The organism is Stenotrophomonas hibiscicola ATCC 19867, assembly GCF_000382065.1.
In the GTDB taxonomy this organism is placed as follows: Bacteria; Pseudomonadota; Gammaproteobacteria; order Xanthomonadales; family Xanthomonadaceae; genus Stenotrophomonas; species Stenotrophomonas hibiscicola.
The window spans coordinates 30,402-50,691 of sequence record NZ_KB907501.1; the positions used below are offsets into that span (position 1 = coordinate 30,402).

18 protein-coding genes are annotated in these 20,290 nt (G+C 68.2%); 8 read left to right on the forward strand and 10 right to left on the reverse strand.

Going from position 1 to position 20,290, the window contains the following annotated elements; genetic code table 11:
* Positions 1–2: 2 nt before the first annotated feature.
* The 3 genes from G370_RS0112375 to G370_RS0112385 all read right to left on the reverse strand — a co-directional run bounded on the left by G370_RS0112375 (position 3) and on the right by G370_RS0112385 (position 1,726).
* On the reverse strand, positions 3–845 hold the full coding sequence (locus G370_RS0112375; protein ID WP_029550809.1) for a class I SAM-dependent methyltransferase: 843 nt from the start codon (positions 843–845) through the stop codon (positions 3–5).
* A 71-nt stretch (positions 846–916) separates the two neighbouring features.
* On the reverse strand, positions 917–1,240 hold the full coding sequence (locus tag G370_RS0112380) for a hypothetical protein (protein ID WP_010484164.1): 324 nt from the start codon (positions 1,238–1,240) through the stop codon (positions 917–919).
* Between the two features lie 69 nt (positions 1,241–1,309).
* A complete protein-coding gene (locus tag G370_RS0112385) occupies positions 1,310–1,726 on the reverse strand; it encodes a hypothetical protein (RefSeq protein WP_019660880.1) in 417 nt (138 codons plus the stop codon).
* A 90-nt stretch (positions 1,727–1,816) separates the two neighbouring features.
* Here G370_RS0112385 and G370_RS0112390 point away from each other — a divergent pair, with 90 nt between their 5' ends.
* Complete coding sequence (locus G370_RS0112390) at positions 1,817–2,101, forward strand: hypothetical protein (RefSeq protein WP_019660881.1); 285 nt, start codon at positions 1,817–1,819, stop codon at positions 2,099–2,101.
* A 123-nt stretch (positions 2,102–2,224) separates the two neighbouring features.
* Here the strand turns inward: G370_RS0112390 and dmeF are convergent, their stop codons facing one another.
* Complete coding sequence (gene dmeF, locus G370_RS0112395; RefSeq protein WP_019660882.1) at positions 2,225–3,196, reverse strand: CDF family Co(II)/Ni(II) efflux transporter DmeF; 972 nt, start codon at positions 3,194–3,196, stop codon at positions 2,225–2,227.
* 53 nt (positions 3,197–3,249) lie between these two features.
* On the opposite strand from dmeF, the gene G370_RS0112400 reads away from it, so the two are divergent.
* Positions 3,250–3,534, forward strand: a complete 285-nt coding sequence (locus G370_RS0112400) for a metal-sensing transcriptional repressor (RefSeq protein WP_019660883.1) — start codon at positions 3,250–3,252, stop codon at positions 3,532–3,534.
* Positions 3,535–3,629: 95 nt separating this feature from the next.
* Here G370_RS0112400 and G370_RS0112405 read toward each other — a convergent pair whose 3' ends face one another.
* A complete protein-coding gene (locus G370_RS0112405) occupies positions 3,630–4,004 on the reverse strand; it encodes a MerC domain-containing protein (RefSeq protein ID WP_019660884.1) in 375 nt (124 codons plus the stop codon).
* A gap of 69 nt (positions 4,005–4,073) precedes the next feature.
* Between G370_RS0112405 and G370_RS0112410 the strand changes: the two genes are divergently transcribed.
* Positions 4,074–5,399 carry a GTP-binding protein gene (locus G370_RS0112410; protein WP_019660885.1) on the forward strand — a complete coding sequence of 442 codons (1,326 nt, stop codon included), beginning with the start codon at positions 4,074–4,076 and terminating at the stop codon, positions 5,397–5,399.
* 120 nt (positions 5,400–5,519) lie between these two features.
* Here the strand turns inward: G370_RS0112410 and G370_RS0112415 are convergent, their stop codons facing one another.
* Both G370_RS0112415 and G370_RS0112420 read right to left on the reverse strand, forming a co-directional pair.
* Positions 5,520–7,127, reverse strand: a complete 1,608-nt coding sequence (locus G370_RS0112415; RefSeq protein ID WP_019660886.1) for an ATP-binding cassette domain-containing protein — start codon at positions 7,125–7,127, stop codon at positions 5,520–5,522.
* A 263-nt stretch (positions 7,128–7,390) separates the two neighbouring features.
* Positions 7,391–8,290, reverse strand: coding sequence for a LysR family transcriptional regulator (locus tag G370_RS0112420; protein ID WP_010484156.1), 900 nt, complete (start codon positions 8,288–8,290; stop codon positions 7,391–7,393).
* A gap of 227 nt (positions 8,291–8,517) precedes the next feature.
* Between G370_RS0112420 and G370_RS0112425 the strand changes: the two genes are divergently transcribed.
* Together G370_RS0112425 and G370_RS0112430 are read left to right on the forward strand one after the other, a co-directional pair.
* Positions 8,518–9,696, forward strand: a complete 1,179-nt coding sequence (locus G370_RS0112425; RefSeq protein ID WP_019660887.1) for a serine hydrolase domain-containing protein — start codon at positions 8,518–8,520, stop codon at positions 9,694–9,696.
* Positions 9,693–10,877, forward strand: a complete 1,185-nt coding sequence (locus tag G370_RS0112430) for an MFS transporter (RefSeq protein ID WP_019660888.1) — start codon at positions 9,693–9,695, stop codon at positions 10,875–10,877. The genes G370_RS0112425 and G370_RS0112430 overlap by 4 nt, the downstream gene beginning before the upstream one ends.
* Positions 10,878–11,269: 392 nt before the next feature.
* Here the strand turns inward: G370_RS0112430 and G370_RS0112435 are convergent, their stop codons facing one another.
* Positions 11,270–12,886 carry an EAL domain-containing protein gene (locus G370_RS0112435; protein WP_019660889.1) on the reverse strand — a complete coding sequence of 539 codons (1,617 nt, stop codon included), beginning with the start codon at positions 12,884–12,886 and terminating at the stop codon, positions 11,270–11,272.
* A gap of 229 nt (positions 12,887–13,115) precedes the next feature.
* On the opposite strand from G370_RS0112435, the gene cycA reads away from it, so the two are divergent.
* On the forward strand, positions 13,116–14,489 hold the full coding sequence (cycA, locus tag G370_RS0112440) for a D-serine/D-alanine/glycine transporter (RefSeq protein WP_019660890.1): 1,374 nt from the start codon (positions 13,116–13,118) through the stop codon (positions 14,487–14,489).
* Positions 14,490–14,718: 229 nt separating this feature from the next.
* Positions 14,719–15,495, forward strand: coding sequence for a lytic transglycosylase domain-containing protein (locus G370_RS0112445; RefSeq protein ID WP_019660891.1), 777 nt, complete (start codon positions 14,719–14,721; stop codon positions 15,493–15,495).
* 93 nt (positions 15,496–15,588) lie between these two features.
* Here the strand turns inward: G370_RS0112445 and G370_RS0112450 are convergent, their stop codons facing one another.
* Positions 15,589–17,109 (reverse strand): tetratricopeptide repeat protein, encoded by a 1,521-nt coding sequence (locus G370_RS0112450; RefSeq protein ID WP_019660892.1) that lies wholly within the window; start codon positions 17,107–17,109, stop codon positions 15,589–15,591.
* Between the two features lie 165 nt (positions 17,110–17,274).
* Here G370_RS0112450 and G370_RS0112455 point away from each other — a divergent pair, with 165 nt between their 5' ends.
* Positions 17,275–19,356, forward strand: coding sequence for an NHL repeat-containing protein (locus tag G370_RS0112455; RefSeq protein WP_019660893.1), 2,082 nt, complete (start codon positions 17,275–17,277; stop codon positions 19,354–19,356).
* Here the strand turns inward: G370_RS0112455 and G370_RS0112460 are convergent.
* A complete protein-coding gene (locus G370_RS0112460) occupies positions 19,334–19,741 on the reverse strand; it encodes a YciI family protein (RefSeq protein WP_010484148.1) in 408 nt (135 codons plus the stop codon). The two genes, G370_RS0112455 and G370_RS0112460, sit on opposite strands and share 23 nt — an antisense overlap.
* Positions 19,742–20,290 lie beyond the last annotated feature (549 nt).

The following is a 20,290-nucleotide window of genomic DNA, read 5'->3' on the forward strand; positions in this document are numbered from 1 at the left end:
GCTCAGCGCTTGACGGCCAGCACGCCGTCAAGCGCCAGCTCGGCCTTGAAGCCGGCCTTTTCCAGGCGCTTGGCCACTTCACGTGGCACGTCGCGGCCGCTGGTCAGCTTGTTCGGCGCGCCGGTGTAATGGAACAGCCGGCCGCCCTTGCGGATGACGCGGGCGAGGTGGTCGTAGAACACCTGTGAATACAGTTCGCCGGCGATGCCAAAGCGCGGCGGGTCGTGCAGGATCGCGTCGACACTGTTGCTTGCCACCTGCTCGATCTGCTGCGAGACATCGCCGTGGCTGAACTGCAGACGGCCACCTGCGGCAGCCGAGTCTGGATCCGGCGACCACGGGTTGAGCGTGCGCAGCCACATCACGTCGGCATTCTTCTCGAATGAGCGGATCTGGCCGACACCGGCCTCCAGCGCGCAGGCGGCGAAGTAGCCCAGGCCGCCGCAGGTATCGAGGATGACCTTGCCGGCCGGGGCGACCAGCTCCACCTTGCGACGCGCGTCCTCGAACGGTGACAGCTTGGAGGTCGGCAGCATCTTGATGCCGTCGATCTCGAAGGTCGGTGCGCCCCATTCGGTCGGCACCAGCTTGATCAGCGAGCCGCTGTAGCGCGAGATCGGCGCGAACTCCTCGCCATCCCAGTAGTACAGCGTGCGGTCCTTCAGCTTGCCCGGCCACGGGTAGGCCTGGCCACGGAAGTGGAAGCCGTCGGCATCCAGCGCCACGCTGTCCTCGCTGCGGCCGAGGTCGAGCGAGCCCTGCCAGTCGGCAGCGCCCTTGTCATGGGCACGGCGCAGGGTATCGGCGCTGTCGCGGGTCAGCAGGGGGCCGGTGTAGTGGGGCACGGCGGGTACCGGGGCGGTTCGGGGGAGGGCATGGTACCGCAGCTGTTGTAGCGCCGAGTCCACCCTCGGCGCTACCGCTGGCGGGTGCAGCTGAAGCCGTGCGTGGCTCCTTCTCCTGAGATCATGCCGACGCCACGCGATGGCTGCATGCCCTGCAGTGCGCACGCTCGACGATGGACCTCCTGGGTTTCCGGTGGCTGCCGATCGAAGTCGTAGCGTAGGCTGCCGTCTTCCTGGATCAGCCAATGCACGGTAACGCGCTCGTGGCGAGCATCACCGAGATCCCAGTCCAGGGTGCGCATGATCAGGGTCTGGCCATCGGGCAGCTGCCGGACTTCGTCATAGGCACCCTGCGTCTTCGGCGCGCTTACTGCAAGCAGCAGAAACAGCAGCATTGGCATCGCTCCTCAAAGAAGACAGGATGTACCCATATTGCCCTGAGCCGCCATCAGAATCATTGCGTCCTACGGGCAATTCACTGCATACACCGGCCCGGCCCCGATCAGCATCAGCGCCATGTAGTCACTATCACTGGCCTTGCCCTTCAATGTCGCGTCCTTGTTGAAGTGGAAGATGCCGAAGCCGCCGGCCATGCGGATCAGCGCGCTGTCGATCTGTTCGGCGTCATCGCGGAAGTAGCGGCTGATCTCGCTGCGGGTGGCCTTGTGCAGGGCATTCGGCTCGCGCTGCCACTGGTCGCCGCGGCTGAAGGAGACGAAGTACTGGCCGCCTTCCTTGTCGATGCGGAAGTCGGCCGGTTTGCGCGCGCCGGTGGCGAAGCAGCCCTGCAACGGGTCGGCGCTGAAAGGAAGCCCGGCATCACCACCGCAGGCGGTGAGCAGCAGGAGAGCACCGGGCAGCAGCAGGCGGAGCATGCGCATGGGATGTCCCTACGGGGCAGGTGCGGCTAGTGTAGGCAGCATGCGGGCACGGCCCGTACAGAAATTCGGCAAGAACAAAGGGGTTTTCGGATGGCGCAGGGCAAGGCACCGTGGTGCGGCATGGCCAGTTGGCTGGGGATCGCTGTGGGTTGGGGCGCGGGCACGTTGGCTGCGCAGGCGGCGGTGGCCGCAGGCGGCAATGGCATGGCCGCCGGGCTGGGCGTGGGCGTGCTGGGTGCGGCACTGGTGGGCGGCGGTCTGGCGGTGGCTTCGCGCGTGCGCGGTGAGCGTTGGCCGTGGATCGGCATCGGTGGTGCGGTGCTGAGTGCGCTGCCGCTGCTGATGTACCTGCTGCGGATGATGCTGAAGCTCTGACTGTAGAGCCGAGCCCGTGCTCGGCTGATGGCCTGCGACAGCCGAGCATGGCTCGGCGCTGCAAAGGCAACGGCAAGCCGAGCATGGGCTCGGCTCTACAGATTCGTCCGCAGTCGCGCAGGATCAGCTGCGGTGTATCTCCACCGTCACGTGCACCAGCTCTTCATGGATCGCCAGCGCGTTGTGCAGGGTATCGGCATCCAGCGTGGCGTCGCTGGTGACCACGCTGGCGCTGACCGCGTACTTGCCGCGACCCACCTGCCAGACGTGCAGGTCGGCCAGGCGCGCCGGCCAGGGACCCTGTTCGATCACTTCGCGAACTTCGGCCACCACCGGTGCGTCCATCTGCGCGTCGAGCAGGATGCGGCCGCTGTCGCGTAGCAGGCCTACAGCCCACACCGTGACCAGCGCGGCGCCGACCAGCCCCATCACCGGGTCCAGCCAGGTCAGGCCCAGCAGCTTGCCGCCGAGCAGGGCGACGATGGCCAGCACCGAGGTGGCGGCGTCGGCCAGCACGTGCACGTAGGCCGAGCGCAGGTTGAGGTCGTGACCGTGCGCACGGCCGTGATCGTGGTGTTCGTGGTCATGCGCGTGATGATGGCCATGGTCATGCCCGTGGTGGTGATGCGCGTGGCCCGGGCTGTCGTGCAGCCACCATGCGCAGAGCAGGTTCACGCCCAGGCCCACCGCAGCGATGGCGGTGGCTTCGTTGTAGTGGATCGGCGCCGGTACCCACAGCCGCTCCAGAGACTGCACGGCCATCAGCGCGGCGACGCCGAGCAGGGCGATGGCGCTCGTGTAGCCGGCCAGGATCTCGATCTTCCAGGTGCCAAAGGCGAAGCGCGGATCGTGCGCGTAGCGGCGCGCGCAGCGGTACGCGAACACCGCCAGGCCCAGCGCCAGCGCGTGCGAACTCATGTGCCAGCCATCGGCGAGCACGGCCATGGAGTTGAACCACCAGCCGCCGATGATCTCCACCAGCATCATGCCGACGGTGAGCCACAGGGCGCGGCGGGTATTGCGTTCGGCCAGCGGATTGCCGTCGTCGAAGCGGTGTTCGTGGCGGCGGGCGGCGGCGAGGGCGTCCAGGTGCATGGGGAACCAAGGGGGGGTGGAGTGGATACCCCCATAGGGTATATGATCCGGTCATGGCCCATGTACACAAGAATCGAAAGCAGCTGCTGACCCGGGTGCGCCGTATCGCGGGTCAGGTGGCGGCGTTGGAGCAGGCGCTGGACCAGCCCGAGGGTAAAGCCGGCGACTGTGCGGACGTGCTGGTGCAGGTCGCCGCCGTGCGCGGTGCAGCCCACAGCCTGCTGATGGAGCTGCTGCACGAGCACCTGCAGGAACATGTGGTGGCTGCCGACGACCCGCAGCAGCGGGCGGACGAGGCCGCGGTGCTGGTCGAGCTGCTGCGCCGCTACGGCAAATAGGCCGAGGGGCGGTAGAGTCGACTGTTAGTCGACTGCTCTTCGCCCAGGCGGCATGAGATCCCGCGCTTCGCGCGAGAGTCGACTAACAGTCGACTCTACCCTGCGTGCCGGTGCCGTGCGTTCCAGATGTGCGTGGCGGCCAGCAGCAGGCTGCCGGTGACCGTCATCGGTGTTTCCCAGTCGTGCGAGGGCAGCGCAAGCGCGCCGGCCAGCAGCAGGCCGAGCCCGGCGCCGGCGGTGGCCCAGGCCAGCACGGGGAGGCGATGGCGACGCTCGGCCCGCCACAGCGCGTAGCCGGTCAGCGGCAGGGCGATGGCCACGAACAGCAAGTGCACCCATTCCGCCTCGGCCCACGCGCCGAACAGCGGCAACGCGGCGGCCAGCAGCGGCAGCGCCAGGCAGTGCAGCAGGCACAGGCTGGACAGGGCGACAGCGCCGGCATCGAGCAGGGCGGCAGACGGCGACTTCATCGGGGGAGGCTCCTTGCGCGACAGATGTTATATAGTAACATTTCCGTTCCGCAGCCAACCCGCTCCGACATGAACACTGTTTCCCGCGCCGACCGTCGCCTTCCGGTCACCGTGCTGTCCGGCTTCCTGGGGGCCGGCAAGACCACCCTGCTCAACCAGATCCTGCGCAACCGCGAGGGTCTGCGTGTAGCGGTCATCGTCAACGACATGAGCGAGGTCAACATCGATGCGCAGCTGGTGCGCGAAGGTGGGGCCGAACTGCGCCGCACCGAAGAGACGCTGGTGGAGTTCAGCAACGGCTGCATCTGCTGCACGCTGCGCGATGACCTGCTGCAGGAAGTGCGCCGTCTGGCCGATGCGGGCCGCTATGACTATCTGCTGATCGAATCGACGGGCATCGGCGAGCCGATGCCGGTGGCGGCCACCTTCGCGGTGCGCGACGAGCACGGCTTCAGCCTGAGTGACATCGCGCGGCTGGACACGATGGTGACGGTGGTCGACGGCAGCGCGTTCCTTGCCGACTTCGGCTCGACGTCGCGACTGGCCGAGCGCGGCCAGCAGGCCGGCCCGGAGGACGATCGCGGCGTGGTTGACCTGCTGTGCGGGCAGGTGGAGTTTGCCGACGTGATCGTGGTCAGCAAGGTGGACCAGGTGGATGACGAAGTGCTGCAGGACACGCTGGCCGTGCTGCGTGGCCTGAACCGCGACGCGAAGCTGCTGCTGTCCAGTTTCGGCGATGTGCCGCTGGCCGAGCTGCTGGATACCGGTCGCTTCGACATGGAGCGTGCGCAACGTGCGCCGGGCTGGGTCAAGGAACTGCGGGGCGAGCACACACCGGAAACCGAGGAGTACGGCATCGGTAGCTTCGTCTACCGCTCGCGACGTCCGTTCCATCCCGCGCGATTCGCACGCGCGCTGCAGTCGGGGATGCCTGGCGTGATCCGCAGCAAGGGCTGGTTCTGGCTGGCCAACCGCATGGACTGGGTGGGCGAGCTGAACACCGTGGGTGCCGCGACGCGGACGCAGGCGGCGGGCTTCTGGTACGCCGCGCGCGATCGCGTGCGCGCTGGGCTGGAGGACACCGCGCCATTGCTGCCGCCCACGCCGCTGCCGTACAGCGACCTCGGCTGGGCACGGCAGCAGGCCGACTGCTGGAGCGCGCCGTTGCCGGGGCTTGAGGAATTTCCGGACTCGGCCGCGTACACGGCGATGCAGCGGCTGTGGCACCCGTTGTGGGGGGATCGCCGCCAGGAACTGGTGGTGATTGGGGTGCACATGGATGAGCGTGCGGTGCGCGCAGAGCTGGATGCGTGCCTGCTCAACGACCAGGAGCTGCGTGCGGGACCGCTGCTGTGGCAGCAGATGCCGCAGGCATTCCCGGTGTGGAAGCGCTGAGCTAACGGCTCCTGTAGATCCACGCCATGCGTGGATGGCGGTTCAACCGGTCTTTGCTCGCCTTGTAGAGCCGAGCCCACGCTCGGCTGGCGGATCATTCCATCCACGCATGGCGTGGATCTACAAGGCGTCGCGCCATTGCCAAGCGTCGGAGGTGACTCGCAGTACCTGTGTCGGTCGCAATGCCTGCAGCAGGTGCCGGTCGTGGCTGACCATCCCCAGCGCGCCCGGCCACGCCGCAAGCAGTTCCTCCAGCGCCTGCAATGCGCTCAGATCCAGCGCATTACCGGGTTCGTCCAGCAGCAACAGTTGGGGCGCGGGATCGGCATACAGCACGCTGGCCAGCGCACCCTTCACCCGCTCGCCATCACTGAGGCTGTGGGCCGCCCGCTGGATGCGCTGTGCATCCAGCCCGAGCAGGGCCAGCCGCGTGCGCAGCTCGCCTGGGTCCGCGCGCGGGTTGGCGGCCTGCACGGTGTCAAGGATGCTGCGCGCGCCGGACAGCCCCAGCAACTGCTGGTCGAGCAGGGCCAGTGGTGCATGCCGTTGCACGGTGCCACTGCATGCAGGCAGCTGGCCGGCCAACACACGCAGCAGGGTCGATTTGCCGCTGCCGTTGTCACCGACCACGGCGATGCGCTGCCCCCGGCGGATCTCCAGCTGCAGCGGGGCGCTGCAGCCATGTGGCAGCACCAGCGCCTCGGCCTCCAGCAGACGCGCGCTGCCACGCTCGCCCGCACCGGCAAACAGCGCCAGTTCCGGCGCCGCATGCACCGCGGATGCAGCTGCGCGCAGCTGCTCTGCGCTGGCCTGCAGGCGCTCGGCCTGCACCTGCTGTGCGCGGCCGTGGCTGGCCTCGGCGCGCTGCTTCTGCCGGCCGAGCAGGATCGGGGCCTGGTTGGCCTGCTTCGCATCACGGTTGCCACGTGCCTGGCGCTGCTGCTGGCGTTCGTGTTGTTCGCGCGCGCTGCGTTGCTGCTGCCGGTGCTGTGCACGTGCATGGTCAAGCTGGGCGGCGGCGGCTTCACGTTCGGAGGCGCGCGCGTCGGCGTAGTGCTGCCACGGTCCGCCATAGCGATGCAGCCCGCGCGCGTCGAGCTCGACGATCTGCTGCATGTGCGCCAGCAGTTCGCGATCATGGCTGATCGCCAGCAGGCCGCCGCGCCACTGCTGCAACTGTTCATACAACTGTTGGCGATGGCGTGCGTCGAGGTGGTTGCTGGGTTCGTCCAGGATCAGCCAGTCGGCACCGCTGGCCCAGGCACCGGACAGCGCCACCTGCATGGCCTGGCCACCACTGAGGCGCGCGGCCGGCCGGGCCGGATCGAGATCGTCGGGTAGCTGCAGCGTACGCCATTGCTGCTGCAGGCGTTCGCGCAGATCCCAGCGGTCGCCGACGCGGGCGAAGTCGGCCTCGTCCACGCTGCCGGCTTCGATGCGTTGCAGTGCGGCCAGTTCCGCGCCGACACCGGCCAGTTCACCGACCGTGCCGGCGGGTGGATAGCCGGGCGTCGGCAACAGGAACACGCGGCCACTGCCGCGAACCTGGCCGTTGTCGGGCAGCAGCCGGCCGGCCAGCAGGCGTGCGAGCACGCTCTTGCCGGCGCCATTGGCACCGACGAGGCCGGTGGCGACCGGTTCGAAGGAAAACGTCAGATCGGAAAACAGCGGGCGGCCGTCGGCCAATCGATACGACACGCGATCGAGCGTGAGGGAATGCGGGGTCATGCGACCTCCATGGATGCCGGGTTCTCCCCTGCGCGCAGGGGCGGGAAGAGTCAGGCCGTCTAGTGGGAAGACGGCGGCATCAATGGCGCATTGGTCGCGAGCCTCTTGGAGGAATGAGCGGCCAGTATAGCGGCAGTGGCTGAATGGTCGGGTGCGCGGCCGCCGGGCATGGCCCGGCGCTACCGATGATCGGGCGGTTCTGTAGAGCCGAGCCGATGCTCGGCTTCCTTTCGCCGCGAGACGCATCCACGCATGGCGTGGATCTACGGCACGGTACCCAGGCGGGCGCCGACGAAGTCGATGAACACCCGCAGCTTCGGCAGTACGTGTCGGCCCGACGGCCACAGCAGATGGAAGGTGCCGCAGGAATGCACGTGTTCGTCCAGCACCGTGACCAGGCGGCCGTCGGCCAGGGCATCGCGCACCGAGTGCACCGGCACGAAGGCCAGGCCGATATCGCGCAGTGCGAGCGCTACCCGCGCTTCGATGGTGTTGGCCACCATGTGCACCGGAAGCTCCTGCGGCGTTTCATCGTCGGGCCAGTGGATCGGCCACGGTTCCAGCTTGCCGGTGGTGGGGAAGCGATAGTGCAGCAGCGTGTGCTGCATCAAGCCTGCCGGCGTGCGCGGAACGCCGCAGCGCTGCAGGTAGCCCGGCGAGGCAACGACACGCCGCGGGAATACCCCCAGCCGGCGTGCGTTCATCCGCGAGTCGCTGGGTTCGCCGACGCGCAGCACCGCATCGAAGCCCTCCTCGATGACATCAACCAGGCGGTCACTGAAGTCCAGGTCCAGGCGGATATCCGGATACGCGGCCATGAATTCGGCCATCAACGGCAGGGTGAGGTCGCCCACCAGCGGCAGGCTGATGCGCAGGGTGCCACGGGGCGAGGCGTGCGGCTGTGCCAGTTCGGTGCGGGCGGCATCGCGCTCGTCGAGGATGCGCCGGCAACGCGCCAGGAACAGCTGACCCTCGGCGGTGAGCGTGATGCTGCGCGTGCTGCGGTGGAACAGGCGCACGCCCAGTGCGTGCTCCAGCCGCGCCACGCACTTGCCCGCTGCCGAGGCGGATATGCCCTGCAGGCGCCCGGTCTCGACAAAGCTGCGGGTGTCGGCGGCATGCACGAAGGTCTGCAGGTTGGCGAGGTTGTCCAGGACTGACATGGGCGTGCGGGCAATGAAAGCGGCAGGGTAGGCCGGCGCGGCTGTAGCGGGCGGCTCCGCCATCGCAACACTGTGGTGCGGGGTGGCGTGGAGACCGTTGCGGCCTTGCGGTTCCGGCCATCATGCCGATTGCGGACTACACGGTCCATGATGCCCGGAGCGGCAACCGGCTTTTTGCGCGGACGCCCGCTGCCTAACGTGGCGGCCTCTCCCCACGGATCACCGCGATGAATGCCGCTCCTTCCTTCGAACCTGCGCCGACACTTCCTTCGGTGCAGCGGCTGCTGCAGCAGGTCCACCCGCAGCGCCTGGTCGGTGCGGTGGTGCTGGTGCGCGAGCACGGCGCGCTGCGCCATGCCAGCGCCACGGGCCTGGCGGATCGCGAGTCGGCCACGCCGATGCAGCGCGACCAGCTGTTCCGGCTGGCCTCGGTGAGCAAGCCGCTGCTGAGCACGGTGATCCTGGGCCTGGTGGCCGAGGGCGTGCTCGACCTGGATGCACCGGTGCAGCGCTGGCTGCGGGACTTCCGCCCGGCGCTGGCTGATGGCAGCACGCCAGCGATCAGCCTGCGCCAGCTGCTCAGCCACAGCAGCGGGCTGGGCTATCGCTTTCTCGAAGCCGATGCGAAGGGTCCCTACGCACGCGCTGGCGTCAGCGATGGCATGGACGCGAACCCGCTCTCTCTGGCCGACAACGTGCGCCGCATCGCGCAGGCACCCCTGCTGTTCGCGCCGGGCAGCCAGTGGCTGTACTCGCTGGGCGTGGACGTTGCCGGTGCCGTGGCTGAAGCAGCGACCGGTGAATCCCTGCAGGCACTGTTCGAGCGCTTGCTGGCCGCACCCCTGGGCCTGCGCGATACCGCCTTCGCCACCCACGATGCGGCTCGGCTTGCCACGCCCTACGTCACCGACACACCGCAGCCGCACCGCCTGCGCGAAGGCGAGGTGGTCGTTCCGTTCGAGGGTACCGTCGGTATCGAGTACAGCCTCGCGCGCGCCACCGATGCCAGCCGTTTCCCCTCGGCCGGGGCCGGCCTGGTCGGTAGCGCCGATGAAGTGATGGCGGTGCTGGAGGCCTTGCGTGATGTGCAGCGTTCAGGCCTGTTGCCGCCCGCACTGGCAGCGGAGATGGCCAGCCCGCAGGTGGGCGAACAGGGGCCGCCGGAACCGGCCGGCTGGGGTTTTGGCCTTGGCTTTGCGGTGCTGCGCGATGCGGCCGCCAGCGGTACGCCGCAGAACGTAGGTACATGGCGTTGGGGCGGCGCCTACGGGCACAGCTGGTTTGTCGATCCTGCGCGTGGGCTCAGCGTGGTGGCGCTGACCAACACCCTGTACGAAGGCATGGACGGTGCCTTCGTCGATGAGCTGCGCGATGCGGTCTATGCTGATCTGGAGACCGCGCGATGAGCGGCCATGCCATCGATGCGGCTGGCCCGGCCGGTGAAGCCACGCGCCTGCCGTGGGCGGGACTGCTGGCGCTGGCCGGTGGCGGCTTCATCACTCTGCTGACCGAGACCCTGCCGGCCGGCGTCCTGCGGCCGATGGGCGAAAGCCTCGGTGTGAGCGACGCGGCGGTTGGCCAGCTGGTCAGCGTGTACGCGCTCGGCTCGGTGATGGCCGCACTGCCGATGACCGCACTGACCCAGCGCCTGCCGCGACGTCCCTTGCTGCTCGCCGCGATTGCCGGCTTCGTGGTGGTCAATACGCTGACCGCATTGAGCAGCAGCTACCCGCTGATCCTGGCCGCGCGCTTCCTGGCCGGCGTGTGTGGTGGCCTGCTGTGGTCGCTGGTGGCCGGCTACGCCGCGCGCATGGTGGTGCCCTCGCTGCAGGGCCGGGCGATTGCGGTGGCGATGGTCGGATCGCCGCTGGCACTGTCGCTGGGCGTACCGGCCGGCACGTTGCTGGGCCAGCAGATCGGCTGGCGCTGGGCATTCGCGCTGATGAGCGTGCTGGCAGTCGTGCTGCTGGCCTACGCGCGCTGGGCATTGCCCGCGTTGCCGGCGGCGGCGGCCGGTCAGCGTACGTCGTTGGCTACGGTGTGGCGCATGCCGGGCGTGCGCAGTGCGTTGGCGGTGATGGTGCTGTACGTGCTGGCGCACAACGTGCTCTACACCTACATCGAACCGCTGGCGGTGGAGGCCGGTGCCGGCCCGTGGCTGGACCGCCTGCTGCTGGCCTTCGGCCTGGCCGCCATCGCCGGCATCGTCATTGCCGGCTGGGGTGTGGACCGTCATCTGCGCACGCTGGTGTGGGCCGCGGTGATCGGCTTCATCGTGCCGGTGCTGACCCTGCTGTTGTGGCCGGGCGACGCGATCGCGCTGCTGCTGGCGACGATCCTGTGGGGCGTTGCCTTTGGCGCGGTACCTACGTTGTTCCAGACCGCATTGGCGCGGCGTGCCGGTGCCGCCGCGGATCTGGCGCAGTCGATGCTGGTGACCGGCTGGAACCTGGCCATTGCTGCCGGTGGCGTTGCAGGGGGTTTGCTGCTGCAGGCGGGCGGCCCGAACCAGTTGGGATGGCTGCCGTTGCTGCTGCTGGCGGTGAGCGTGGCGTGGCTGTTGGCACGGCCGAAGGCCTGGGCGTAGGCGGCGAGTCAGTGATGGCGCGGTGCCGGCCAGCGGCCGGCACTACCGTGGTCCCCGCCATCCACGCGGCGTGGATCTACCGAGCGCAGCGCCCCGCGTTTGCTTTTGCCTTTTCCCGTTGATTCCGTGGTGGGACGCTGCAGGAACCTGTCAGAGGCCGGGGCGGTCGGGTTCGCGGGGGTGTCCGCGGCATGGGCCCGAGGCATGCCTCGGGCGGGTTGGGCAGGACGCCCAACCCCGGTCTTGCCGTATGCGCAGGACAGCGCACACGAGCAAGCCGCGGCCAAGCCCCCATGGACGGGTTTACGGCGTCCCCCGCGAACCCGACCGTCCCGGCCAGCCCTGGGATAGCAGTACGCGACCCACCACGAGGGGCTTTGCCGTTCGCCGCCCTACTCCACGCCCTCACGCTCGATCGGCACGCTGCGCGGATTCTGCATGTGCTCCCGCGCCGCGCCATAGCGCTGCTGCCGCTTGTGGTGGAACACCACGAACTCGTCCCGTGGCAGCGGCCGCGAGAACAGCCAGCCCTGCGCGAACTCGACCTTGCGCGCATGCAGATATGCCAACTGCGCCTCGGTCTCCACGCCCTCGGCCACCACCCACAGGCCCAGCTCCTTGGCCATGTCGATGATGTGCGGCGTCACCGGGCTCGTCGCGCTCTCGGTGTCGATCGCATCGATGAACGACTTGTCGATCTTCAGCGCGTCCAGCGGCAGCTGCTCCAGGTACTGCAGGCTGGAGAAGCCGACTCCGAAATCATCGATGGCCACGCTGTGGCCGGCGCGACGTGCCTGCGCCAGCATCGTGCGGGCGCGGTCCAGATCGAGGAAGCCGCGCTCGGTGGCTTCCATCCAGATCTGCTGCGGCAGGATGCCGCTGCCGGTCATGTGCTTGGAGATCATCTTCAGCGCACGGCCGCTGCTGATGTCTTCGGCGGCCAGGTTGATCGCGATGTGTGCGCTGCGGTCGGCGACCAACAGATCGCGCATGTCGCGCACGACGTTCTCGATCACCAGATCGGTGATCGCGCCGATCATGCCGGCCTCTTCGGCCAGCGGAATGAACAGGTCCGGCCGTACCTGCGTGCCATCCGGGCGCTGCCAGCGCACCAAGGCCTCGGCGCCGACGCAGATGCCGGTATCCAGCTCGATGATCGGCTGGTAGTGCAGGTACAGCTCGCGGCGGCGGATCGCCGTGGCCAGTTCGCCGCGCAGGGACAGGCGGCGACGCGACAGCCACACCACCAGGCCGGCACCGGCAGCGGCCAGCAGAACACCGATCGGCACGAACAGCCACGCCTGCTGGCGGAAGGTTGCAGCCAGCGCGGTACGCGGCGTGGTTGCGATCGCCAGCCACTCTTCATTGCGGGCGGTGGCGTACAGGGTGTTGTGGTCCAGGCCTTCCTCGGGCGCACGCAGCAGGGTCTCCAGCAACGCGGGATCCATGCCGCTCTGCCTGGCCAGGAGGCGGCCATCCGGGCTGGCCAGGGCAAGGCGCACGTTCGGGTCGGCGATGACATCGACAAACCGGCGCGGATCGACCAGGACGTCGTAGTTGCCATACAGGATCGACAGCACCTGGCGCCGTCCGCTTGCCTCGGGGCGCACATCCACGGCAATGCCGGCGCCATCACTGGTGACGTGGTCGGCCCTGGGCTGGTTCACGTCGGACAGAAACGGCCCCCACGACGTGCAGCGCAGCTTGCCACCCTCGAAGTAGCCCATCTGGTCAACCGACGGCGAGGTCATCACCAGCGTCTGCATGCGCCGGATATGGTCCGGCCCGCAGGCGTCCTGGGCGCCGGCCTCGGCCGACTGCAGCGCCGCCAGTGCTTCCCGGTAGGACTGGTCGGCACGGCGCAGGGTACGACCGGCGATATCGCGCAGGCGCTGCTGCTCGACACTGACGGCCCGGTCCCAGGTGGCATAGGCCATCACCGCGATCGGCACGGCTGCGGCCAGAATCGCCAGCGCCGTGCCACCGATGATCACGCGCAGCCGGCTCATGGCCGGGGCTCCAGCGGGGTGGGCAGGGCAGGGCACATGGGCGGGCCGATCCTTGGGCAGGAACGGCTATCTGAGCATGGCGCAGGGCCGGGCGGAATGGGATCAATCCGGTATTCGGTCACATTGTGATGAAAGCGGCCAAATTTGACGTGATTGACCCGTATGATGCTGGCGCTCCGGGCGCTGGAGGACTACCGTCGAACGCTTCGCCGCCCTCTTGCCCGCGCCCATGACCGAGCCCGCAACGCCCCCCGAGCACCTGCGCCGCAGCCTTTCCAACCGCCACCTGCAACTGATCGCCATCGGCGGTGCCATCGGCACCGGCCTGTTCATGGGCTCGGGCAAGACCATCAGCCTGGCCGGACCCTCCATCGTCTTCGTCTACCTGATCATCGGCGCGATGCTGTTCTTCGTGATGCGTGCGATGGGCGAGCTGCTGCTGTCGAATCTGCAGTACAAGTCCTTCATCGATTTCTCCACGGATCTGCTCGGCCCATGGGCCGGGTTCTTCTGTGGATGGACATACTGGTTCTGCTGGATCGTGACCGCCATCGCCGATGTGATCGCCATTGCCGCCTATGCGCAGTTCTGGTTCCCCGGGCTTGAAGCCTGGAAGCCGGCGCTGGCGTGCGTGATGCTGCTGCTGTCGTTGAACCTGGTGACGGTGAAGCTGTTTGGCGAGATGGAATTCTGGTTCGCGCTGATCAAGATCGTGGCGATCTGCGCGCTGATCATCACCGGCGCCGGGCTGGTGGCCTGGGGCTTCACCTCGCCCAGTGGCCACACCGCGGCGCTGTCGAACCTGTGGAATGACGGCGGCATGTTCCCGATGGGCCTGGTCGGCTTCTTCGCCGGTTTCCAGATTGCGGTGTTCGCCTTCGTCGGCATCGAGCTGGTCGGCACCACCGCCGCCGAAACCGCCGACCCCGAGCGCAACCTGCCCAAGGCGATCAATTCGATTCCGGTGCGCATCATCATCTTCTACGTACTGGCGCTGATCGCGATCATGGCCGTCACCCCGTGGCGCCAGGTGGTGCCGGACAAGAGCCCGTTCGTGCAGTTGTTCGTGCTGGCCGGTATTCCGGCCGCGGCCAGCCTGATCAACTTCGTGGTGCTGACCTCTGCCACGTCCTCGGCCAACAGCGGCATCTTCTCCACCAGCCGCATGCTGTACGGCCTGGCCGAAGAGGGCCACGCCCCGCGCGGGTTGTCGAAACTGTCACGCGCCGCCGTGCCGGCCCGTGGCCTGTTGTTCTCGTGCCTGTGCCTGCTGGGTGGCACGCTGCTGATCTACCTGATTCCGAACCTGGTGACTGCTTTCACCCTGGTGACCACGCTGGCGACGGTGCTGTTCATCTTCGTGTGGTCGCTGATCCTGGTGGCCTACATGGCCTATCGCCGCCGCTACCCGGAACGCCACGCTGCGTCGATCTTCAAGATGCCCGGCGGCGTCGCCATGTGCTGGGCCTGCCTGGTGTTCTTCGCCGCAGTGCTGGTGCTGCTGAGCCTGCAGGCTGACACCCGCCAGGCGCTGATCGCCAGCCCGGTGTGGTTCGTGCTGCTGGGCGCGGGGTACCGGGTGCGTCTCAGAACGGTGAAATGACCGGGAATGCGGGGTTTCGGCAACGCCGGAAATCGAGAACGTCGGAAATCGGTAGAGTCGACTGTTAGTCGACTGCTCTTCCATGGGCTTCCGGAAAACCCCGCGCTGCGCGCGATAGTCGACTGACAGTCGACTCTACCGCTGCGGGCGCCGGCGCAGGTGCGGGGCGCAGCCCTGCCGACCCCCATTCACCCAACATTCGCGGGCGCGGCCGGATGATCCGGCCGCCATGTCCCGTCGCCCTCTCCTGCTTGTGCTGTTGCTGCTGCCCAGCCTGTGGCCCGGGCTGGCCGCCGCACGCACCGTCTACCGCTGTGTGCAGGGCAACACCGTCAGCCTGGCCACCGCGCCGGAACCGGGTTCGCGCTGTAGCCCGAAGGAAATCGACGACAACGCCATCCAGACCCCGAACCTGTGGGGCAACATGGGCGTGTTCAGCGGCGTACTGTACGAGCGCGAGCAGGATGGCGTGCTTGTCTACTCCACCCGCAACCTGCCCGGCTCGCGGGTATTCCTGAAGTTCACCGTGGCCACGCCGCCGGGCGAGCCTGCCCACGAAGGCCTGGGCAAGGTGGGCAAGCCGCAGCTGGCGCAGCACGCCAGGCAGTTCAAGGCCGCGGCCAAGGCCACGGGCGTCGACGATGCCTGGCTGCGCGCAATCGCCCATGCCGAAAGCAATTTCGATCCGCTGGCGGTGTCCAGCAAGGGCGCACAGGGCGTGATGCAGTTGATGCCGGAGACCGCACAGGAATATGGCGTGCGCGATCCGTTTTCGCCGCAGCAGTCGATCGAGGGCGGCGCGCGCTACATGCGCGCGCTGCTGCGCCGTTACAACGGCGATCGCCCGTTGGCGGCGGCTGCCTACAACGCGGGCATCGGTGCAGTCACCCGCTACAAGGGCGTGCCGCCCTACGCCGAAACCCTGGCCTATGTGGACAAGGTGATGGCGCTGTACGCGCGCTACCGCGAAGCGATGGGCATCCGCACCGAGGTGCCGGCGCGCTAGGCCAGTGGCGCTGTACGCGCGGTGTAGCGCCGAGCCCATGCTCGGCTGCGCCAATTGCAGCCGAGCATGGGCTCGGCTCTACACAAAAGCTCCTCAGCGCGAGGTGGAGGTGCTGACCAGGTCGTAGCGCTCGATGCGGCCGACGCGTGCCACCTCGGCCTGCACGTCGGCACGCTGCTTGAGTGCACGCCACGCGGCATCGATGCGCACATCGCCCGGCAAGGACGGATAGGTGCGCATGTCCTGCAGGCTGGCCAGGGTTTCACCACGCTCGACCGGCGAGCGCAGCTGTTCGATCAGCACGGCGGCGGCACCGTCCAGGTTGCCTTCCTCCAGCAGCATCTCGCGCTGGAACAGGCGCGCGTCATCGCCCTGGGCCAGGATGGCTGCGCGCGCGGCCTGTTCGGTCTTGGCATCGCCACGTTCACGGGCGGCAACGAACTGCAGCAGTGCCTGGGCCGCCTTGCCGTAACCGGCCAGGCCCGGCATGTCATTCACCGCGACAGCAGCGTCCTGCATGCGGCCCAGCGAACTGAGCAAGAAGCCGACGTTGAACTGGTGCTCGGCACCATCCGGGCCCAGCGCACCGATGCGTGCGGCCAGCCTGGCTGTGGCCAGCGCATCATCGTTACGGCCCAACCGGCGCAGCGCCATAAGCCGGCTGTTGAGCAGCCACGCCACCCATTCGGCTTCCGTCGCCGAGGGCGACTCACCTTCGGCCGCCACACCGGCCATGCCATCGGTCAGCGCAAGCACTTCCTCGTTGCGGTCCAGCATCAGCAGCGTGCTGCTGAACTCGGCCATGCGTGCGTCCAGCGCCCGGTCGAGCAGGCCGGAAACCCGCAGTTCGTCGAGGTGCTTCTGTGCAGCCTGCACTGGGTCGAAGCGGGCATCGTCGCGGTCGACATAGCGATCAAACCGCTTGTCACTGCGCAGGCGGATGATCTCGGCGGGGCCGGTGATGCGCGCCAACGTGGCCGGGATGTCGTCGCCCCGGCCATTGTCGGCCTGCAGTGTTGCCAGTGCCAGCCACAGTCCGGTGGGTTCCAGGCCGCCGCTCTTCCAGCCGTTGTCAAACAGCGCCTGCAGCAGTTCCATGCGCTGCTGGGGCTGGTCCCGCAGGCGGAACTGCAGGTAGTTGATCGCGTGGTGGTCCACCGGCAACGGCGCGTCGGCATGCTTCAGTGCCTGCACCAGGTGCTTCGTGGCGGGCGCTGGTTGGTTCTCGGACAGTTCCACCGAGACCAGGGTCAGCAGGATCTGCGCATCGTCCGGCAGTGCTTCCTGAGCGCGCTGCAGGTAGCGGCGGGCCTGGTCGGGCTTCTTCTGCACCATCGCGGTCCAGCCGGCCACCTGCGCGGCGCGGCCGCGATGTTCGGCATCGAAGTCATCCAGCATCGGATCTTCCATCAGCCGTTCCATCGCGATCAGCGCGCCCAGCGTGTTGCCACTGCGTGACTGCTGGATGGCCTCATCCCAGCGCGTGGCATAGGCCATGTGCATCACATCGGCGGTGATTGACGGCTTCTGCGGCGCCACCGTGATCGAAGCGGTGGCGGATGTGCTGGCCAATGCGGCGGCCAGCAGGGCAGCAAGGGGGAGGATGCGGGGCATGGAGGATCTCCATCCGTGGGAACCGCATTGAACCTGCTGGGGCTGGTGAGAACAAGCGTGGTGCATGGAACTCTGGTATCCGGCAGTACGATTGGCCTTGGCGCATGCGGTGCCCAGCGTCTATTGTCGGTGCCTCTTCAGGCAGCAGGCAGGCAGCGCAGCGCGATGGCACGGTGGCAATGGATGGCGGCAGGTGTGGCGTTGGCAACGGCAGTGGCACTGGCCGCGACCTGGTGGGAGACACCGCTGCACACGTTGGCTGAACCGGCGGGCCCGGCTCCAACGCCACTGGCGTGGACCGCACAGATCGAGCCGCTGGCCGGCGATGGCCACCCCGGTGACCGCGACGGCGCGTCCGCGCAGGCACGCTTCGCCGATCCCTATGCGTTGCTGCGCAGTGCCGATGGCAGTGTCTATTTCACTGATGCCGGTGATAACAACCGGATCCGTCGCCGCCTGCCCGATGGCCGCGTCGAAACGGTGGCCGGGCAGGGCGAGGGGCGCGTTGATGGCCCGGCACTGCAGGCCAGTTTCAACACGCCTTCGGGCATTGCCGCCGACGCGCAGGGCAACCTGTATGTGGCCGACACCGGCAACCATGCGATCCGCCGGATCGGCACCGATGGGCAGGTGACCACGCTGGCGGGTGGTGAACAGGGCTATGCCGATGGGCCGGCCGCGCAGGCGCGCTTTGATGCGCCGATGGGCATCGCGGTGGACGCGCAGGGCCAGGTCTACGTGGCCGATACCTACAACGACCGCATCCGGGTGATCGGTACTGATGGCAACGTGCGCACCCTTGCCGGCGGTGAGCGCCCGGGAATGGCCGATGGCGTGGGCGCTGCGGCGCGCTTCGATACGCCGGTGGCACTGGCCTTCGATGCGCAGGGCGCGCTGCTGGTGGCCGATCTGTTCAACAACGCGGTACGCCGCATAGGCGCTGATGGCACGGTCAGCACCGTGGTCGCCGCCGGTGGCGTGATCAATGGGCCGCTGTCGCTGGCCACCACCCACGACGGCGTGCTGTACGTGGGTGATCTTGATGGCCGCATCGTGCAGGTGACGCCGCAGGGCCACCAGATCGCGCTGGTCGGCAATGGTCGTCTGCCGCGCCTGGCCCGCCCCAGCGGATTGGCGATGGATGCCGATGGCAGCGTGCTGGTGGCCGACGCCGCCAGCTACCGTCTGCATCGCCTGCGCCCACTGCCGGTAGGCGACCTGCCCGCGCCGGCACTGGTCGGGCCGGCCGCCGATGCCGCCCTGCCCGATACCGGCGGGCGCTGGCCGTTGGCGCCGCAGGATGGCTGGCACGAAGTAGTCGGCACACTGGGTGAAGTGCGCGGCAACTTCAAGGGCGAGAGTCGCCATCACCTGCACGGTGGCTTCGACGTGCGCGGTGATGTGGGCCAGACCGTGCTGGCGATCGCCGATGGCAAGATCAGCAGCCCGATGGCGGCCTGGAGCCTGGGCGAGCAGGCCGAGGGCCTGGCCGTGGATCGCCTCAAGTACATCCACATGCGGGTGGGCCGCACCCCACGCAATGAACCGTTCGATGCGCGCTGGCAGGCGCTGTACGACGAGCAGGGCAAGCTGGAGCGGATGCGCGTGCGGCGCGGCATGCGCATCCACGTCGGCGATCGCCTGGGCAGCATCAACAACCAGGCGCATGTGCACCTGGCCGTGGGTACTGGTGGCTTCGAGACCAATGCCGTGGCGCTGGGCTTCCAGAACTACGCCGACCACTTCGCACCGCGCATCACCGATGTGGCGCTGCTGGACGACACCGACCAGCCCATGGCCGCCGGCAGCGACGGCGTGGTGATGGTGGCGCGGCAGGGGCGTGGCGTGCAGATCGTGATCGAGGCCTGGGACCAGGTTGACAACAACCTGCCGCGTCGACGCCTGGGCATGTACCAGGTGGGCTACCAGATCCTCGATGCGGCTGGGCAGCCGCTGCAGGGTTACGAGCAGCCGCGCTGGAACATCGTGTTCAACCGCATGCCGCCGCAGAAGGAAGCGGTGCGCGTGGCCTACGCCCCCGACAGTGGGATCACCGTGCATGGCAGCGCGGTGACCCGTTTCCGTTATCTGGCCACCAACACCGTGCGTGACGGCCTGATGGAAACCGGGCGTTGGCAGCCATCGGCGCTGCCGCCGGGTGAGTACATCGTACGCGCCAGCGTGCGCGACTACAGCGGCAACGACGGCATCGGCCTGCGCGAGGTCAGGGTACGGCTGCTGCCATAGCGGCAGCCGGGGCGCCGCAGCGTTCGCGCTCGGCGTCCATGTCTTCCAGCGGCCGCACTTCGATGCTGCCGAAGCGTGCCCAAGGGAAGTCGCGGGCGATGCGCATGGCTTCGTCGCGGTCGCGGGCGACGATCAGGTTGAAGCCGGCCAGCAGTTCACGGGTTTCGGCGAACGGGCCATCCAGTACGCGGCTGTGGCCATCACGCACGCGCAGGGTCTGCGCGGTGTCGACCGGCTGCAGCTTCTGCGCGGCCAGCAGCGTGCCTTCGGCCTGCAGCTTGTCGGCATGGGCCAGGCAGTCGCGCATCAGCGCGTTGAATTCTTCGATGGGCAGGGCCTGCAGCAGGGCAGGCTCGATGTAGATCAGAAGCAGGTACTGCTGCATGGCGCGGTCCTGGCGGGGGCGGGGTGCCCATGATGGCGCAGGTCTGCGCGTGGGCATGTTGCAGCGCGGGAGGCGCGCCTTCGGCGGGGATCGGCGAACGGCGGAGCCCCTCCGTGGTGGGTTGGGTTGGTCGCTGAAAGCTGGCTTCCTGCGGTGGGCCGGGCGGGTGGGATTGGCGGGGACGCCGTGAATCCATCCCTGGAGGCTTAGCCGCGCCATCCATGGCGCGGATACCCCGCCAACCCCACCCGCCCGGCCCCAGACAGATTCCGGTTGCCGATCCACCACGGGAAATCACAAGCAAGAGCAAAAGCGGGTCGCTTCGCTCGCAAAGCCGAGGCCGCCAGCCAACCGCCGTTGCTGTTGCCTTTGCTTCTGCCTTTTCTCTTGATCTTCCCGTGGTGTGCGACGGTGACAGGAAACTGTCAAAGGCCGGGTGGGTAGGCGGGGCGGGGGTGTCCGCGGCATGGGCCCGAGGCAAGCCTCGGGCGGGTTGGGCACGATGCCCAACCCCGGTCTTGCCGTGTGCGCAGGACAGCGCACACGAGC

What these genes read in the sequence shown, in the direction of transcription:
- G370_RS0112435 (WP_019660889.1), bottom strand. Translation starts at nt 12,886, where the DNA reads ATGAGCCGGCTGCGCGTGATCATCGGTGGCACGGCGCTGGCGATTCTG.
- G370_RS0112385 (WP_019660880.1), bottom strand. Translation starts at nt 1,726, where the DNA reads ATGCGCATGCTCCGCCTGCTGCTGCCCGGTGCTCTCCTGCTGCTCACC.
- G370_RS0112410 (WP_019660885.1), top strand. Translation starts at nt 4,074, where the DNA reads ATGAACACTGTTTCCCGCGCCGACCGTCGCCTTCCGGTCACCGTGCTG.
- G370_RS0112380 (WP_010484164.1), bottom strand. Translation starts at nt 1,240, where the DNA reads ATGCTGCTGTTTCTGCTGCTTGCAGTAAGCGCGCCGAAGACGCAGGGT.
- G370_RS0112405 (WP_019660884.1), bottom strand. Translation starts at nt 4,004, where the DNA reads ATGAAGTCGCCGTCTGCCGCCCTGCTCGATGCCGGCGCTGTCGCCCTG.
- G370_RS0112425 (WP_019660887.1), top strand. Translation starts at nt 8,518, where the DNA reads ATGAATGCCGCTCCTTCCTTCGAACCTGCGCCGACACTTCCTTCGGTG.
- G370_RS0112430 (WP_019660888.1), top strand. Translation starts at nt 9,693, where the DNA reads ATGAGCGGCCATGCCATCGATGCGGCTGGCCCGGCCGGTGAAGCCACG.
- G370_RS0112400 (WP_019660883.1), top strand. Translation starts at nt 3,250, where the DNA reads ATGGCCCATGTACACAAGAATCGAAAGCAGCTGCTGACCCGGGTGCGC.
- G370_RS0112420 (WP_010484156.1), bottom strand. Translation starts at nt 8,290, where the DNA reads ATGTCAGTCCTGGACAACCTCGCCAACCTGCAGACCTTCGTGCATGCC.
- G370_RS0112460 (WP_010484148.1), bottom strand. Translation starts at nt 19,741, where the DNA reads ATGCAGCAGTACCTGCTTCTGATCTACATCGAGCCTGCCCTGCTGCAG.
- G370_RS0112455 (WP_019660893.1), top strand. Translation starts at nt 17,275, where the DNA reads ATGGCACGGTGGCAATGGATGGCGGCAGGTGTGGCGTTGGCAACGGCA.
- G370_RS0112390 (WP_019660881.1), top strand. Translation starts at nt 1,817, where the DNA reads ATGGCGCAGGGCAAGGCACCGTGGTGCGGCATGGCCAGTTGGCTGGGG.
- G370_RS0112445 (WP_019660891.1), top strand. Translation starts at nt 14,719, where the DNA reads ATGTCCCGTCGCCCTCTCCTGCTTGTGCTGTTGCTGCTGCCCAGCCTG.
- cycA (WP_019660890.1), top strand. Translation starts at nt 13,116, where the DNA reads ATGACCGAGCCCGCAACGCCCCCCGAGCACCTGCGCCGCAGCCTTTCC.
- G370_RS0112450 (WP_019660892.1), bottom strand. Translation starts at nt 17,109, where the DNA reads ATGCCCCGCATCCTCCCCCTTGCTGCCCTGCTGGCCGCCGCATTGGCC.
- dmeF (WP_019660882.1), bottom strand. Translation starts at nt 3,196, where the DNA reads ATGCACCTGGACGCCCTCGCCGCCGCCCGCCGCCACGAACACCGCTTC.
- G370_RS0112415 (WP_019660886.1), bottom strand. Translation starts at nt 7,127, where the DNA reads ATGACCCCGCATTCCCTCACGCTCGATCGCGTGTCGTATCGATTGGCC.